Origin of the sequence: Haloarchaeobius sp. HME9146 (genome assembly GCF_025399835.1) — an archaeon.
Lineage (GTDB): Archaea > Halobacteriota > Halobacteria > Halobacteriales > Natrialbaceae > Haloarchaeobius.
The window spans coordinates 2,351,785-2,367,773 of sequence record NZ_JAODVR010000001.1; the positions used below are offsets into that span (position 1 = coordinate 2,351,785).

15 protein-coding genes are annotated in these 15,989 nt (G+C 66.2%); 11 read left to right on the plus strand and 4 right to left on the minus strand.

Annotation, left to right across the window (positions count from 1 at the left end; all coding sequences use genetic code 11):
* The first annotated feature begins 267 nt into the window (after window positions 1-267).
* From N6C22_RS12200 to N6C22_RS12225, 6 genes are all read left to right on the plus strand, one after another.
* On the plus strand, window positions 268-2,646 hold the full coding sequence (locus N6C22_RS12200) for a laminin B domain-containing protein (RefSeq protein ID WP_261651387.1): 2,379 nt from the start codon (window positions 268-270) through the stop codon (window positions 2,644-2,646).
* 468 nt (window positions 2,647-3,114) lie between these two features.
* A complete protein-coding gene (locus N6C22_RS12205) occupies window positions 3,115-4,824 on the plus strand; it encodes a hypothetical protein (protein ID WP_261651388.1) in 1,710 nt (569 codons plus the stop codon).
* Between the two features lie 113 nt (window positions 4,825-4,937).
* Window positions 4,938-6,167: an HD domain-containing protein gene (locus N6C22_RS12210; protein WP_261651389.1), complete on the plus strand. Its 1,230-nt coding sequence runs from the start codon at window positions 4,938-4,940 to the stop codon at window positions 6,165-6,167.
* A complete protein-coding gene (locus N6C22_RS12215) occupies window positions 6,164-7,183 on the plus strand; it encodes an amidohydrolase family protein (RefSeq protein ID WP_261651390.1) in 1,020 nt (339 codons plus the stop codon). The genes N6C22_RS12210 and N6C22_RS12215 overlap by 4 nt, the downstream gene beginning before the upstream one ends.
* A 62-nt stretch (window positions 7,184-7,245) precedes the next feature.
* Window positions 7,246-7,686, plus strand: a complete 441-nt coding sequence (locus N6C22_RS12220) for a universal stress protein (RefSeq protein WP_261651391.1) — start codon at window positions 7,246-7,248, stop codon at window positions 7,684-7,686.
* A 63-nt stretch (window positions 7,687-7,749) separates the two neighbouring features.
* Window positions 7,750-7,890 carry a hypothetical protein gene (locus N6C22_RS12225; protein ID WP_261651392.1) on the plus strand — a complete coding sequence of 47 codons (141 nt, stop codon included), beginning with the start codon at window positions 7,750-7,752 and terminating at the stop codon, window positions 7,888-7,890.
* Window positions 7,891-7,919: 29 nt separating this feature from the next.
* On the opposite strand, the gene N6C22_RS12230 is transcribed toward N6C22_RS12225, so the two are convergent.
* From N6C22_RS12230 to N6C22_RS12240, 3 genes are all read right to left on the minus strand, one after another.
* Complete coding sequence (locus N6C22_RS12230; RefSeq protein WP_261651393.1) at window positions 7,920-8,909, minus strand: biotin--[acetyl-CoA-carboxylase] ligase; 990 nt, start codon at window positions 8,907-8,909, stop codon at window positions 7,920-7,922.
* Between the two features lie 92 nt (window positions 8,910-9,001).
* The gene (locus tag N6C22_RS12235; RefSeq protein ID WP_261651394.1) at window positions 9,002-10,000 is read right to left on the minus strand and encodes a tyrosine--tRNA ligase; all 999 of its coding nucleotides are present in this window, start codon (window positions 9,998-10,000) and stop codon (window positions 9,002-9,004) included.
* 75 nt (window positions 10,001-10,075) lie between these two features.
* The gene (locus N6C22_RS12240; protein WP_261651395.1) at window positions 10,076-10,276 is read right to left on the minus strand and encodes a hypothetical protein; all 201 of its coding nucleotides are present in this window, start codon (window positions 10,274-10,276) and stop codon (window positions 10,076-10,078) included.
* A 272-nt stretch (window positions 10,277-10,548) separates the two neighbouring features.
* Between N6C22_RS12240 and N6C22_RS12245 the strand changes: the two genes are divergently transcribed.
* Together N6C22_RS12245 and N6C22_RS12250 are read left to right on the plus strand one after the other, a co-directional pair.
* Window positions 10,549-10,971, plus strand: a complete 423-nt coding sequence (locus N6C22_RS12245; RefSeq protein WP_261651396.1) for a DoxX family protein — start codon at window positions 10,549-10,551, stop codon at window positions 10,969-10,971.
* 1 nt (window position 10,972) lies between these two features.
* Window positions 10,973-11,560 carry a flavin reductase family protein gene (locus N6C22_RS12250; protein ID WP_261651397.1) on the plus strand — a complete coding sequence of 196 codons (588 nt, stop codon included), beginning with the start codon at window positions 10,973-10,975 and terminating at the stop codon, window positions 11,558-11,560.
* An 18-nt stretch (window positions 11,561-11,578) separates the two neighbouring features.
* Here the strand turns inward: N6C22_RS12250 and N6C22_RS12255 are convergent, their stop codons facing one another.
* Window positions 11,579-12,001: an SRPBCC family protein gene (locus tag N6C22_RS12255; RefSeq protein ID WP_261651398.1), complete on the minus strand. Its 423-nt coding sequence runs from the start codon at window positions 11,999-12,001 to the stop codon at window positions 11,579-11,581.
* Window positions 12,002-12,117: 116 nt separating this feature from the next.
* Between N6C22_RS12255 and N6C22_RS12260 the strand changes: the two genes are divergently transcribed.
* From N6C22_RS12260 to N6C22_RS12270, 3 genes are read left to right on the plus strand one after another with little or no spacing between them, the layout of a single operon-like run.
* Window positions 12,118-13,041: an ABC transporter ATP-binding protein gene (locus N6C22_RS12260; RefSeq protein ID WP_261651399.1), complete on the plus strand. Its 924-nt coding sequence runs from the start codon at window positions 12,118-12,120 to the stop codon at window positions 13,039-13,041.
* Window positions 13,038-14,858: an ABC transporter permease subunit gene (locus N6C22_RS12265; protein WP_261651400.1), complete on the plus strand. Its 1,821-nt coding sequence runs from the start codon at window positions 13,038-13,040 to the stop codon at window positions 14,856-14,858. The genes N6C22_RS12260 and N6C22_RS12265 overlap by 4 nt, the downstream gene beginning before the upstream one ends.
* On the plus strand, window positions 14,848-15,975 hold the full coding sequence (locus N6C22_RS12270) for an ABC transporter permease (RefSeq protein WP_261651401.1): 1,128 nt from the start codon (window positions 14,848-14,850) through the stop codon (window positions 15,973-15,975). The genes N6C22_RS12265 and N6C22_RS12270 overlap by 11 nt, the downstream gene beginning before the upstream one ends.
* The last annotated feature ends 14 nt before the right edge of the window (window positions 15,976-15,989 follow it).

Genomic DNA, 15,989 nt, shown 5'->3' on the forward strand with positions numbered 1-15,989 from the left:
CACCTCCCCGGTTCACGCTCCACAGAGACCGTTCGTAATCGTCCACGAGGCCAGGTTCGATACCCCCTACCGGTAGATTCCGGAGTCCCTAACAGTATTGTACGGCCCTCCTACCGCCGTGTAACCGCCGATTCCTGGAAGTAAGTCGGTGACTTCCACGAAACCGTTCTCGAGTAATCGATGTTTCTGACACGTTGAAGTTGCCCATAGGTAACCCCTCTTACAACTTACAATTGAGCATCACCCTCAGAAGGGGGTGGGGTACGTATGACGCAACAAAACAAACCACGATTTACCCGCCGGCAGGTGCTTGCGGGGCTCGGGACAATCGGTGTCGCGAGCGCGGGCGCCGGACTCGGCACGACCGCATTCTACAGTGACAGAGAAACGCTCGAGGGCTGGCTCGAAGCTGGCCGCGTCGACCTCAGACTTGACTACCGCTCGACCTACAAGCCGTGGGACCGCTACGACCTCCACGACGTGCCGCTCGAAGAGCGCCCGCCGCTCGTCGCGGGCACCGACGGCATGACCTACGAGATCGCAGCGGCACCCGCGATCCGTAATATCAACACGGGCGAGGCGCCCACGCACGAGCAGTGGGGCCGCCTGGTCACCGGCGGGACCGACGTTCCGACCGCGTGTGACATCGACGACGCGCGAGACATCTCGGACTTCCTCCCGGAGGGCTTCGAGACCGAGAACAGTTCGGGCGACCTGGAGAACCCGGGCCTGTACTACCCGGGCTACATCGACGGCCCGACGGGCATGTTCATCGACCTCGACGACATCAAGCCGTACGACGAGGGCGAGACGACGTTCAGTCTCCACCTCTGTGGCAACCCGTCGTTCCTCACTGCATCGCTTGGCGAGTGCGAGGACGAGGAGAACGAGGTCATCGAGCCGGAGTACATGGCTGGCGAACCGCTCGACCAGACGGGTATCTGGGAGGGTGGCGAGTTGTGTGACTACCTGTACGTCATCATCTCGCTCGACCAGGACTGCGACAACCTGACTGCGAACACCATCCTCACTGAGCCCGACATGGACGACTGGCAGAACGGCGCATCGGCCGATGCGGACTTCGACGTCATCAACGAGAACGTGCTCTACGCGGGTTCGCTCGCGGGATGGAAGCAGATACTCGAAGACGGCTTCGCACTGCCACCCTCGGGCCCCGGTGGGGCCGGTGGTGACGAGAACGGCGAGGCGAACGGCGACGCGACCGCGGCCTCCAGCAGCCAGGTCGAAGTACTGGAGACCGAGACGGTCTTCGCCGAGTTCGTCGAGAACTTCGAGGGCGGCCCACAGATCAACCAGTGTATCGGCGCGCTCCCGGACGAGTGTGAATCACCCGTCGTACTCGGCGCGATAGAAGAGGGCATGGACCCGGGATTCAACGGTATCTGTTACGACGGACCGATTCCAGAGGGGACGACCGATGTCGTCCTCAAGGCAGGCATCGGGTGCTACTACGCCGAGGTCGACGAGAACACCACCGAGATCTGTCTCGTCGACCCGATGATGGACCCGAACCAGTTCGGCGACATCAGCAACATCACGTTCTTCGAGTGCGATGGGAACGGTCCCGCACCGCCGCCGGCCGGTGGCCCCAACGGTGAGTGTCCGCTCCCGGGCGCACACTGCTACGTGCTGGAGTGGTACCTCCCGTGCAAGGAGAACGACGGCCCGGGCCGGCTGGGCTTTACCGACCTGCCGGTGTACAACGCCATCGACCAGAACGGCAACCCGGTCGAAGAGCAGGACGACGACATGGACGGTCAGGGTGGCGAGAGCCGCCTGAGCTTCAACGACGAACTGCGCCAGCGCGGCTTCGTCCAGAACGACACGACCATCGGTGTGAACGTCACGCAGACCGACTCGTGCCACCTGACCATCATCTTCGAGGCTGAACAGTGCCGCCACAACATGCGCCAGGACATCGACATCGAAGGCGAGTGTAAGAGCGACTTCGAGACCGACGCGGACGACTGGACCGCATTGTGTCCGTTCGATGGCCACGACGCGAAAGCGTCGTTCAACTCCAACGGGTTGCTCCAGTACAGCCCAACCGGCGGGAACCCCGGCGGCTACGTCTTCGTGAACCCGTTCAACTGCTTCGTCAGGAGTGAGTTACCGACGGTCGATGTCCAGAACATCGCGCCCATCGATAGCGCTATCTGGGCCGTCCAGAACGACCCCGAATCGTGCTTCCTCGGCGACAAGAGCGCGTTCGTCGGCGGGACGCTGGCGTACGACCTCCGGCGGACCGACTTCAACGGCATGGACCCCGGATTCACCGCGAACAACGAGGTCCAGGAGTACGACGTCATCATCGAGGGCAGTGCTGGAAGCCTGTTCTACAGCGGGTTCACGATGCCCAACGATTGGACCACGCACACGGTGGAACTGATCCCCGAGAACTGGTCGTTCCACCCGGTTGGACCCCACGCGCTGACGACCGGGTCCCAGCCGACCATCGAGCAATTCGTCGACGTCCTCAGCGACGTGACGGCACTGAACATCCGGCTCTGCTCGGTCTTCGAGTTCCTCCAGGTGATGAAGAACGAAGAAGTCAGCATCCAGACGCCGTCTATCCCGCAGTGCTGCCTGGACAACGTCTGCCTGAACCTCCCCACCAACGGGTGAGGTGCTGGCGGCATCCATCTGCACGCGACGACGGTCGATCCTGACCGGATTTCGGCTTGCCGGGTGAGCTGGAATCGTTCCGGCGACCCGTCGCCCAGGAACCGACGCCCCGCTCTATCGAAGCGCGGGGTCGAACGACCACGACCACTTTTTCGAATGCTGTCCTGAGGAGTGTGAAAGACAGGCAGCCCTGGTGACAGCGGCCGGGACAGATTCCGCGATGCTGGGACACCAGTATATATCGTTCACCCTGACAACTCTGGGTTCCTAACGTTCGACAAGCCCCCGAAACCGAGCGGGTGGGGCCACCCTCGCATGCCACCTCCCTCCCGTCAGCTAACGAGGGTTTTCTTTCACCCGATATCACTTAAGATTCACTTCTGTGCTGTCGGGGCTACGCTTAGGTAACCCCTCATACTGCCAATACAAAGCCAGACACCCCGTGGGGTATGGGGGTCACCTGACATCATGAAAACAAACCTTTCCCGCCGGCAGGTGCTGGCAGGGCTCGGAACGATCGGCGTCGCGAGCGCAGGTGCCGGACTCGGCACGACCGCGTTCTACAGCGACAGAGAAGCACTCGAAGGCTGGCTCGAGGCCGGCCGGGTCGACCTCAGACTCGACTACCGCTCCACGTACAAGCCGTGGGAACGCTACGACCTGCACAACGTGCCGCTCGAAGCGCGCCCACCCATCGTCGCGGGTACCGACGGTATGGCGTACGAGATCGCCGCCGCACCGGCGATCCGTAACGTCGACACGGGCGAAGCGCCCACGCACGAACAGTGGGGGAGACTCGTCTCTGGAGAGACCGACGTCCCGGCCGCCTGTGTCCCGGACGACGCACGCGACATCTCGCAGTACCTTCCGGAGGGCTTCCGGACGGAGAACAGCGGCACCCTCGAAGAACCGGGCGTGTACTATCCGGGCTACGTCGACGGCCCGACGGGCATGTTCGTCATGCTCGACGACATCAAGCCGTACGACGAGGGCGAGACGACGTTCAGTCTCCACCTCTGTGGCAACCCGTCGTACATCACCGCCTCGCTGGCCGATATGCTCGACCTCGAGGACGAAGACGGGACGGAGAACCCCATCGAGCCCGAGCTCGAAGCCGGTGAACCCGGGGCCGGTGACCGCTCCGAGGACGAGATGGCTGTCTGGGACGGCGGCGAACTCGCCGACTACCTGTACGTCGTCGTCTCGACCGACTCCGACTGTGACAACCTGACCGCGAACACCATCTTCGGGGCACCCGACGAGGACGACCTGAACTTCGAGGACGGCATCAGCCTCGACCCCGACTTCGACATCATCGACGAGAACATCCTCTACGCCGGCTCGCTCGCCGGCTGGAAGCAACTCCTCGAGGCGGGCTACGAACTCCCGCCCTCGGGCGCAGGTGGTGTGGGCACCAACGGCATGCAGCCGGGGGTCGTCACCCCGGTCATCCAGCCGGCGAACGGCTCTAGCGTCGAAGCCACCTACCAGGGTGACTTCACCGGTGGGCCGGGCGGCCAGATCAACCAGTGCATCAGCCACCTCCCCGAGGAGTGTGAGGACGCAGAGCTCACCGGATTGGTCTCCGGACTCAGCGGGTTCTGCTACGACGGCGAGATTCCCGAGGGAACGACCCACGTCGTGCTCAAGGCCGGCATCGGCTGCTACCTCGCGGAGGTCGACGAGGGCACGACCGAGATCTGTCTGGTCGACCCCGAGCTGAATCCGAACCAGTTCGGCGAGATCAGCAACGCGACGTTCTTCCAGTGCTTCGAAGACGAGTTCGACCCGGACCCGGAGGGCGACCCCGAACCCGGCGACTGCTTCGTCCCGGGCGCGCACTGCTACGCGATGGAATGGTACCTCCCGTGCAAGGAGAACGACCCGACCCGCCTCGGGTTCACCGACCTGCCGGTGTACAACGCCATCGACCAGGACGGTAACCCCATCGAGGAACAGGACATGGATACCGACGGCCAGGCCGGCGAGAGCCGCCTGAGCTTCAACGACGAACTGCGCCAGCGCGGCTTCGTCGACGGCGACGCGACCATCGACGTGAACGTCACGCAGACCGACTCGTGCCACTTCACCATCGAGTTCGAAGCGGTCCAGTGCCGCCACAACATGCGGCCCGTCGAGGAAGAAGAGGTCCCGGTCGAACCGATCGACATCGAGTGAGCACGTCTCGCGTCGAGACGTACCTCACCCCGGACCGGTAGACGGGTGGACTCGCCGTCCACCCCGCTGTGCTGTCCGCCCTTTTTTATACGAACCCGCCGAAATCCACGGCAATGAAGACCATCAAGGACAGCGTCCACGACCACATCGAGGTGGACGGTGTGGCGCGGGCGCTGCTCGATACGCCGGAGATGCAGCGACTCCGGCACATCACGCAGCTCGGCACCGCCTCGCTGGTCTACCCGTCGGCGAACCACACACGCTTCGAGCACTCGCTGGGGGTGTACCACAACGCCTGCGAGGCGCTCGACCACCTCGGCATCGAGGGCGAGAACGCGGAGAAGATTCGCGCGGCCGCCATCTTGCACGACGTGGGCCACGGCCCGTTCTCGCACAACCTGGAGCCGCTGACCCAGCGCCGGACCGGGAAGTACCACGACGACGTCCACGAGCTGTTCGAACGCGGGGCCGTCGGCGAGGTCCTGCGCGAGCACGACATCGCCCCCCACGAGATCGCCGACCTGGTCGCCGGCGACGGGAAGTACGGGCAGATCGTCTCGGGCGAACTCGACGTGGACCGGATGGACTACCTGGTGCGTGACGCCCATCACACGGGTGTCCCCTACGGGACCATCGACCACGCACGCCTGCTGCGCGAACTCACCTTCGCCGACGGCGAGCTGGTGCTCGACGAGGGGAACGTCCAGACCGCCGAGAGCCTGCTGGTGGCGCGAGCCCTGATGACGCCGACCGTGTACGGACACCACGTCGCGCGTATCTCGAAGGCGATGCTCCGACAGGCCGGCGAGCGCCTGCTCGATACGACCGACACCACGCCCGAGGAGTTCCGCCGGATGGACGACCACGACCTGCTCTACACGCTGCGCAACACCGAGAGCACGGCCGAACTCGCCCGGCGGTTCGACCACCGTGACCTGTTCAAGCGCGCGGTGTGGGCCGAGTACGAGGACGTGCCGGAGTCGCTGCTCGCGGCCGACCACGAGGACATCCGGGGCTGGGAACTCGAACTCGCGGACAGGGCCGGACTCTCGGCCGGGGAGGTCATCCTCGACGTCCCCGGTGAGCCGTCGATGACGGAGTCTTCGACCCGGGTCCTCGTCAACGGCGAGGCCCGGCGGCTCGACGAGCAGTCACCCCTGGTGCAGGCGCTCCAGTCCGCCCAGCAGGCGCAGTGGCGACTCGGTGTGTACGCGCCAGAAGAGGCGACCGACCAGGTGCGGAGTGCGGTCGTCAGGACGCTCGATATCGAAGAGAGCGCGCTCGTCTCGGAGGTCGGGGCGGGACTGCACGCGACGCTCGACCAGTTCGCGGAGGAACCATGATTCTGGAAGGAACCATCCTCGCCGGGGACGAGTTCGAGCCGGTCGAGGGCCGCGTCGTCGTCGAAGACGGCGAGATACAGGCCGTCGAAGAAGCGCCGGTCGAGAGCGACGATATCGTCCTTCCGGCGTTCGTCAACGCCCACACTCACATCGGGGACTCCATCGCGAAGGAGGCTGGCGGCGGTCTCTCGCTCGAAGAACTCGTCGCGCCACCGGACGGGCTCAAGCACCGGTTGCTCAGACAGACCAGCTACGAGGAGAAGGTCGCGGCGATGCGCCGGTCGCTCCAGTTCATGCAGTCGGGTGGAACCGCGACCTGCGTGGAGTTCCGCGAGGGCGGCGTCGAGGGCGTCCGGGCCATCCACGAGGCAGCGGATGGGCTCGACATCGACCCGGTCGTGCTCGGGCGGGAGACCATCGATGCGATGCGACTCGACGACGCCGATGGCTTCGGAGCCTCGGGCGCGAACGACGCCGAGTTCGGCGAGGAGCGGGCGGCGACCACCGACGCAGGGAAGCTGTTCGGTATCCACGCCGGGGAGGCCGACCCCTCCGACATCGACCCCGCGATGGACCTCGACCCGGACTTCCTCGTCCACATGTGCCATCCGGAGCCGCGCCACCTCGACCGCGTCGCCGAGGCGGGCACGCCCATCGCGGTCTGCCCGCGCTCGAACCTCGTCACCGACGTGGGGCTCCCCCCAATCAGGGAGTGGCTCGACCGCACCACGGTCGCGCTCGGCACAGACAACGTGATGCTCAACTCGCCGTCGATGTTCCGCGAGATGGAGTTCACCGCGAAACTGTGCGACGTGACCGCGACGGAGGTACTGCGGATGGCCACGCTCTCGGGGGCGGAACTGGCCGGCCTGAACTACGGCTGCATCGAGCCCGGGCGGGACGCGAAGCTGCTCGTCCTCGACGGCGACTCGGACAACCTGGCTGGTGTTCGCGACCCCGTTCGGGCGGTCGTGCGGCGTGCAGAGACCAGCGACGTGGCCCGGGTCGTGCTCTGAACAGTCCCCGTTCTGGGGGGTACAACTAAAGCCCCCGCCCAGCCTACGTGGTAGCATACCGCATGTACGACCGTATCCTCGTCCCGACCGACGGCTCACAGGGGGTCGAGCGTGCCATCCGGCACGCGGTAGACCTCGCGGCCGCCCACGGTTCGACACTCCACGCTGTGTACGTCCTGAACTCCGCGAGCTACGGCGGAGTCCCTATCGAGACATCGTGGGAGGGCCTGCACGACATGCTCCAGCAGGAGGGCGAGCACGCCATCGAGCGGGTGCGAGCCATCGCCGAACCCGAGGCGGTACCTGTGGTCGGGACCATCCTCGAAGGCTCCCCGAGCAAGGAGGTGGTCCGCTACGCCGAGGAGAACGACTGCGACCTCGTCGTGATGGGCACCCACGGCCGCGGGGGAATCGACCGGTTGCTCCTGGGGAGCGTCGCCGAGCGCGTCGTCCGGTCGTCGGCCGTGCCGGTGCTGACGGTGCAGGTCGGCGAACAGGAGTGACCCCCGTGTCCCGTTCGTTCCGACGCCGCAAGGTCCATACTCGTACACCGCGAGGGTAGTGCAATGATGGACATCGGCGACAAGGTGGTCGCACTGGCCGCCATCGCCTTCATCAACGCGATGTTCGCACTGGTCATCCCGTGGATGGCCATGTTCGCGGCCATCGTCTCGCTCCCGCTGGCGGCGGCCATCATCTTCCGGTAGGAGCGAGCGGTTTTGCTCGGTCGACCAGCTTATTCGGCCGGTCGCAGGTGTTCACAGTCGCCCGCACTGACGCGAGTGATGCCCTCGCCGGTGTCGACGAGGAGCGTCCCCGGGAACGCCACGTCGACCGCGTCGCCGACCACCTCGCCGCCGGGGGTCTCGACTCGCACCCGCTGGCCGAGCGTCAGCGACGCCTCGCGCCACGCCGGCAGCACGGAATCCGTGTCCGCCACGAGCTCGTGGAACGATTCGAGCACGCGCTGGAGGAAGCTTCGTCGGTCCACGTCGCCGACGAGCTCGCGAACCGTCGTCGCGGTCCCGGGGAGGTCCGACGCGTCGACGTTGACGTTGACGCCGATACCGACGACGACCCAGGAGACGCGGTCGGCCTCGCCCTCCATCTCGGTCAGGATGCCCGAGAGCTTGCGGGTCTCCCCCTCGTTCGCGACGCTCCCGTGAACACCGTCGGCCCCACCCGACGAGCCCTCGTTCGCGACGCTCACGAGGACGTCGTTCGGCCACTTGATACCCGCATCGACGCCGGCTTCACGTGCAGCACGGGTGACCGCGACCGCGGCGGCGAGCGTGAGAATCGGGACCTGCGCCGGGGGAATCTCCGGGCGGAGGACGACCGACGCCCAGACGCCACCGCTGGGGGCGCTCCACTCCCGGTCGAGTCGGCCTCGCCCGCCGGTCTGCTCGTCGGCGACGACCACGACGTTGGACTCGCCCTCGCCGGCGAGTTCGCGGGCGCGCCGATTGGTGGAGTCGATGCTGTCGTGGTACTCTATCTCGTAGGGGGCGTCGAGGCCGTACTCGATGGCCAGCCCGCCGTACTCGGGGACCCCAGTGAGGGCGTAGCCGCCGTCACCACTCTCGACGTCGAACCCGGCCTCGCGGAGGGCTTCGACGTGCTTCCAGACCGCCGCGCGGGAGACGCCGAGCGCGTCCGCGAGTGCGGGCCCAGAGATGGGGCCGTCCGCGAGCGCGTCGAGCACCGCGCGTCTCGTCTCGTTCATGCCCGGTGGTAGACCGGCCGCCGTCTTGAAACCGTCCGAAGGCGATTCCGAGCACTGTTGGTCGTCGCCGCCGGTGAAAAACGAAGACCGGGTCAGTTCCCGCGGATCTCGCGGAGCTTCTCACGGCCGTCCGCGATGAGTTCGTCGAGGTACTCCGCGAGCGTGTTCTTCGCGTCCGCCGGGTGGAGTTCGCCCGATTCGAGGTCGGCTTCGAGCGAGTCGTAGTCGTCGTAGACGAGGTTGCCGCCGTACTTCTCGGGGCGCTCGACCGTGACGGACTCGAAGCGCGGGAAGACGTGGTACCGGAACAGTTCGAGCACCGGGTTGTAGCGCTCGTTCCCGTCGTCGTCCGGTTCGGGCTCCGCGGTCGGCGGGCAGAACGCGGAGTTGACCTTGTCCTTGAGGTCCTCGGAGGAGTCCTCCATGGAGATGGTGACGCCCTTCGAGGAGGACATCTTGCCGACGCCCGTCTCGAGGTCGGCCAGGATGGGCGTGTGCAGGCACGGGCGGGTGTCGTACTCGAGGTTCGGCATCTCCTCGCGGTGGAGCATGTGGACCTTGCGCTGGTCCAGCCCGCCGACGGCGAGGTCGAGGTCGAGGTACTCGATGTCGAGCGCCTGCATCAGCGGGTAGACGACGTGGCTGACCTTCGCGGTCTCGCCCGACTGCAGTTCGGCCATCGCGCGCTGGGCGCGGTTCAGGCTCGTGCTGAGCTCGAGCTCGTGGAGGTCCAGCACGTAGTCCTCGTCGAGCTGGAACTCGCTCCCGTAGACGAACTCGGTCTGCTCCTCGTCGAGGCCGTACGCGAGGAACTGCGCGCGCATCTGCTCGGCGGTGTCACGGATTTCCTCGAAGGTGCCCTTCCCGTTGAGGTAGGCGTGCACGTCCGCGAGCAGGATGACGACCTCGAATCCGGCGTCCTGGAGGTCGATGAGCTTGTTCGCGGTGAGGAGGTGGCCGACGTGAAGCACGCCGGAGGGCTCGTAGCCGACGTAGACCCGCTTGCCTGTGGGGTCCTCGGCCAGTTCCTGAACCTCCTCCTCCGTGATGACCTCCTCGGTGTTCCGAGTGATCAACTCGTAGGTGTCCATACGGAGAGAATTTCGCCCGGAGGCTTTGAAGGTTTTCTACCTGTGTCACCGCTTCAGAACGGGGTGGTAACCGACTCAGAACGGCTTGAAGACGTTCTCGACCGAGTCGCGGACCGACCCGGCGATGTGGCCGCTCGCCGCGCCGAACCCCGCGCCGATACCGGACCCAACCGGCCCGAGCGGGCTTCCGATGGTCGCACCGATCTCTGCACCCTTCTTCGCGCCCTCTTTCGCGTGCTTGTTGTTGCGCATGCAGGGAGGCTTGAGTGGATTCATCGTGTCATCTCGCGGTACGACGGCCACTCATAAAAAATCCGAACCTGCCACAGTGGGTCGGTCGAGACACCGGTCTCCCCCGGTTCGTCTCACCGTACCCGATGACACCGATGCCACCGGGTTGCAGTCGACGCCATCTGGTTGCATTAGTGTCGCCTGAATTATAAGTCGGTTCGGCTCTGCACTAGGTAACGTGATGAAATCCCAATCGGCTTCGACCGACGACAGCATCGACGCAGCAATTACCGTTCTCGCCACGGAGGTGGCCTGAGATGGCGCTCGAACTAACCGGTTCCGGTGGCATCGCGCTCCTCCTCGCCCGCGTCCTCGTGGGTGGCGTGCTCGCCTTTATGGGGCTCAACCACTTCATGCAGACCGAAGACATGGCCGGGTATGCACAGATGAAGGGCGTGCCAGCACCGACGCTGGCGGTCACGTTCTCGGGCGGGATGCTCGTCTTCGGTGGTCTGAGCATCGTCCTCGGGGCGTACGCCGCCATCGGCGCGGGTGCACTGGCGCTGTTCCTGCTGGTGACGACGCCGATGATGCACGACTTCTGGACGATGGACGACCCCGAACAGCAACAGAGCGAGATGATAAACTTCCTGAAGAACGTCGGCCTGCTGGGCGCTGTCCTCGCGTTCCTGGTCCTCGCCGGGACCCAGTGGCCGTACGCCATCGGGGTGGGCCTCTAGGATGGAGATCGACCCTGCCGAGGTGGATGGCTCGCTCTACCGCACGCTCTCCGGGTCCGTGGTCCCCCGGCCCATCGCCTGGGTCAGCACGACCAGTGAGGACGGCGTCGACAACCTCGCGCCGTTCTCCTTCTTCACGGTCGCGGCCATCGACCCGCCCATCCTGGTGTTCGCACCGGTCGACGGCCCCGACGGCCTGAAGGACACCCCGCGGAACGTCCGCGACACCGGGGAACTCGTGGTCAACATCGTGACCGACGACACCGTCGAGGCGATGAACCAGACGGCCGCGACCCTGCCCGCCGACGAGAGCGAGTTCGACCAGTCGGGCGCGAGCCGTGCCGAATCGACGCGCGTCTCGCCCCCGCGAGTGGCGGAGTCGCCCATCGCGTTCGAGTGCGAACTGTACGACCTGCAGGACGTGGGCAGTTCGAGCCTGATACTCGCGGAGGTCGTTTACGTCCACGTCGCCGACGCGGTCACGACCGACAGCAAGGTGGACGTGGAGAAACTGGACGCCGTGGGCCGTATGGCGGGCTCGTGGTACGCGAGCACCGAGGACCGGTTCTCGCTGGAACGACCGCCGTAGCGACTCGTTATCGGACCTTCACTCCGGCCCGAGCAGGATGTCCTGGATGTTCGAGAGGGCTCGCTGGCAGACTGGCACGTAGCCCGCCGCCAGTAGCGGCACCTCGAAGACGACACGACAGCGCTCGGGCCCGAGGTACTCGATCCGATGGCCGGTCGCCGGGATTCCCGCCACGTCCCAGGTCCAGCGTTCGCCGTCCGAGGAGGTCACCTCGAAAGGGACCCAGAAACTGCCGACGACGCGCACCTTCCCCTCATCGCCGGGTGAGATGAACCGGTCCGGGGCCTCGACGTCGGTGACCGTCGGGCCCCAGTCCGGCCAGCGCCACGTGTCCGTGAGCAGTTCCCACGCGAGCATCCGGTCGACTGGCAGGTCGCGTCCGACCTCCAGCCGGCGGCCATCGGGGGTCTGCGCGAGCCGGACCTGTGGCTGTGATTGCATGTGGTAAGATTTGACACACTGCTGGTTAAGCCTACCGTCGGGTGATTTCGCGTCACCGGGTTGACGTACGGGGCCGGTATATTCAACTAGGCCGCGTTCTTGGCTCAGGACAACGAATGATAACCGTCGAGGACCTCCACAAATCGTACGACGGGTTCGTGGCCGTCGACGGCAGTTCCTTCACCGTCGACCGGGGCGAGGTCTTCGGCGTCGTCGGGCCGAACGGTGCGGGAAAGACGACGACGTTGAAGATGCTCGCCGGCCTCATCGAGCCGACGAGCGGCCACATCTCCATCGCCGGCCACCCCGCCGGAGACACCGACATGCGCCGGAATCTCGGCTTCCTCCCCGAGGAGTCGCCGCTCTACGAAGAGATGACGGCACACTCCTATCTCGAGTTCTTCGCCGACCTGTACGACGTCCCCAGCGACGTGGCAACAGAGCGTATCACGACCGCACTCGACCGGCTCGACCTCGAACACCGGGAGCGCCGAATCGGCGACATGTCCAAGGGCATGAAGCGCAAGGTCGCCATCGCCCGGTCCCTCGTCAACGACCCGGACGTGCTCATCTACGACGAGCCCGCATCCGGACTCGACCCTCTCACGACGAACTACATCATCGAGTTCACCGAACAGCTCGCCGCCCAGGGCAAGACGATTGTCTTCTCCGCACACAACCTCTACCACGTCGAGAGCATCTGCGACCGCGTCATCGTGATGAACCACGGCGACATCATCGCCCGTGGCAGCCTCGAAGAGATCCGCCAGGAGCACGGTCGGACCGCCTACCACGTGTTCACCGACGTTCGTGTCGAGGGCAGCGAACGCGTCGGTGACGGCCGGTTCGAGACGGTCGTCTCGGACATGGACGCCGTCGACCGACTCCGGTCGCAGGCGACGAGCCGGGGCGGCTCGGTCGTCGACCTGCAGACGAAGAACCCGAGCCTGGAGGACATCTTCCTCGACATCGCCGGCGAGACGCCCGAGGAGGCCCGTGAGGCGGAGCAGGACCGGACCGTCGGGGAGGCCGAGACGTGAGCAGGCGCGGCCTCGACCGCGTCCTCTCGCTCCGCAAGACCCTGCGTATCGCCCGCTGGGAGGTCGCCCGGAGCGCCGGCACCCTCGACCGCCAGACCGTCGCGCTCGCGCTCGTCCTCGTCGCGGTCGGGGCCATCGTCGGGCCGACCGTCGTCGCACAGGGACCGGGCCTCGACGACGGTATCTACCGGGTCGGCGTCGAGGAGGACTCGCCCTACCACGACGTGGTCACGAACACCAGCCAGTTCGTGGCCAGACCTGACGACGCCAGCGCGGCCGCCCTGAAATCGGGCGAGATAGACGTCCTGATTCCCGAACGGGGCGAGCCCATCCCCAGACCGACCCGGAAGGGCCAGGCCGCCTACGCGGAGTTCCGGACGGCGGTCCAGGAGTACAACGACCAGCTGATGGGCAACGAGTCGAACCAGAGCGCCGCGTTCCCGGTCGACGTCTCGCTCCAGTACGAGAGCCGCGCCGGAAGCGCCCTCACCGGCGGTGCCGGGAGCGGCGGCGGAACTGGAGATAACGGCGGGAGCGGTGGCGACGCCGGCACCGGCGGTGCAGCAGGTGGCGGAAGCGACGGCGGCCAGGCCGCCGTCGGGGGCGGCGACGACGGGCAGGTTCAGGCCCCACGACTGGGTGGCTCGGCAATCGTCAGTGGCTCGACCTCGGGCTCGCCGAGCAACATCAGCCCGCCGTTCCCGTTCGCCTCGCTGGTGCTCGCGTTCCTCTTCATCGTCCCGATGAACTTCATCATCCAGGCGTACGGGAGCACCATCATCAACGAGCGCATCAACCGTCGGGGCGAGTTGATGCTCGTCTCGCCGGTCTCGCGCCGGGACATCATCGCGGGCAAGACCCTGCCCTACCTCGCCGCGTTGCTCGTCATCACGGTCGCCATCGCCATCCTCATCGGCGGGACCGCTGTGTCGGTGGCAGCAGTCCTGCCCATCGCCCTGTTGTTCCTCTCGGCGACGTTCGTCGGCGGGATGTTCGCGCGGTCGTTCAAGGAGCTCACCTTCGTCACCATCACCGTCTCCGTGTTCATGACCTCCTACGTGTTCGTCCCGGCCATCTTCACGGACGTGACGCCCATCGCGCTCATCTCGCCGCTGACGCTGGTCGTGATGGACCTGCAGAACGAGGCCGTGACGCTCGGAGAGTACACCTTCTCGACGCTCCCGTTCTACCTGACCTCGCTGGCCCTGTTCACCTTCGGTGCGGGCACCTACCGCGAGGAGGACATGTTCAGCCAGCGCCCGGTCCACCAGAAGGCGCTCGACGCCATCGCGACCCGGGTCCGTAACAAGAAGACGGTCGCGCTGGTGACCGCGCTGTTCCTCCCGTTCGTCTTCGTCGCCGAGTTGCTCGCCATCGCGGTGCTGTTCATCGTCCCGCCCGCGCTGTCGGTACCGGTGCTGTTCGGTGCCATCGCCCTCATCGAGGAGACCGCGAAGAGCATCCACGTCTACGCCGGGTTCGAGTACGCCCGGTTCGAGCGCTCGCCGAAGACCGCGGTCGTGCTCGGGCTGGTGAGCGGGTTCGCGTTCTTCGTCGCGGAGAAGCTCACCCTGCTGGTCCAGCTGGTCCAGTTGCAAGAGCTCACGCTCGGCCAGCGGGCGTACCCCGAGGCCGCGGCGACCGACCCCGTGGTCGTCCTCGGTCTGCTGTTGCTCCCGCTCGGACTGCACACCGTGACGGCGACCATCTCCGCGCTCGGTGCACAGCGCTCGAAACGGGCGTACGCGGCCGCCTTCCTGCTGGCGGTCGTGGTCCACGTGGCGTACAACATGGGGGTGACCCAGCTTGTCCCGTGAGCCGCCCCGTCCCGAACACGGGAGTTCGGCGGCCGAGCGCGAGAGTGAGTCCCGGAACGGTGCCTCGTGGCGCGCCCGGCTCACCATCGCGCGCCGGGAGATCGGCTCGCTCCGGAGCGAGAAGACCATCGTCCTCGCGTTGCTCATCCAGCTGTTCGTGGCGACGTTCTCCTCGTTCCTCGTCGTCGGGCTGGTGTCGCTGTACGACCCCGGGTCGGTCGAGGGGTACGAACTCGACATGGCCGTGACCGGCAACGCCTCCGACGAGGTCATGCAGGCGGTCCGCCAGCAGAGCGGTATCTCCCCCACCAGATACGCCACGGTCGCGGACGCCCGGGCGGATTTCCAGGACCGGCGGGTCGACGCGGTGATGGTCGCCACACAGGGCGAGGACGGGACGGTGTTCGTCACGACCAGCGTGCCGAAGGAGAACCTGCGGACGACCATCATCGTCGTCCAAGTCCGGGACACGCTGGAGTCGATGGAGGAGAACCTCCGGCGCGAGTACCGCGGGTCGCTCGAACACACCGTCCTCGAGGTGCCCCAGAAACGCGGCTCCAGCCCGTACTTCGGGTTCACCTACACCGTGCTGGTGCCCCTGCTGATGTTCCTCCCGGTGTTCATCAGCGGCTCCATCGCGGTCGACTCGCTGACCGAGGAGATGCAACGCGGGACCCTCGAGCTGTTGCGGGTCGCCCCTGTCTCGCTGTCCGACATCGTCGACGCCAAACTGCTCGCGACCGCCGTGCTCGCCCCCCTGCAGGCCGCGGTCTGGCTCCTGTTGCTGTGGGTAAACGGGACCAATATCGCGAACTGGCCGATGCTGGTGGCGATGGTCGCCGGGCTGTCGTTCACCGTCGTCACGGTCGGGCTGACCATCGCACTGCTGTCCTCCGACCGGCGACAGGCGCAGTTCCTCTACTCGACGGGGGTCCTCGGGGCGATCACGCTCACCGGCCTGCTGCCGGAACACCCCGCGAACACCATCGCCAGGCTCGCCATCGGCAGCGCCGGACCGTTCACCTGGGGCTTCGCAGTGGGCTATGTCCTGCTCGGGGTGGTGACCTACCTCGGGATGCGCGTCGGGATGCGCTTCGTGGACGCCGAGTCGGTCTGACCGGGAGGATTCTT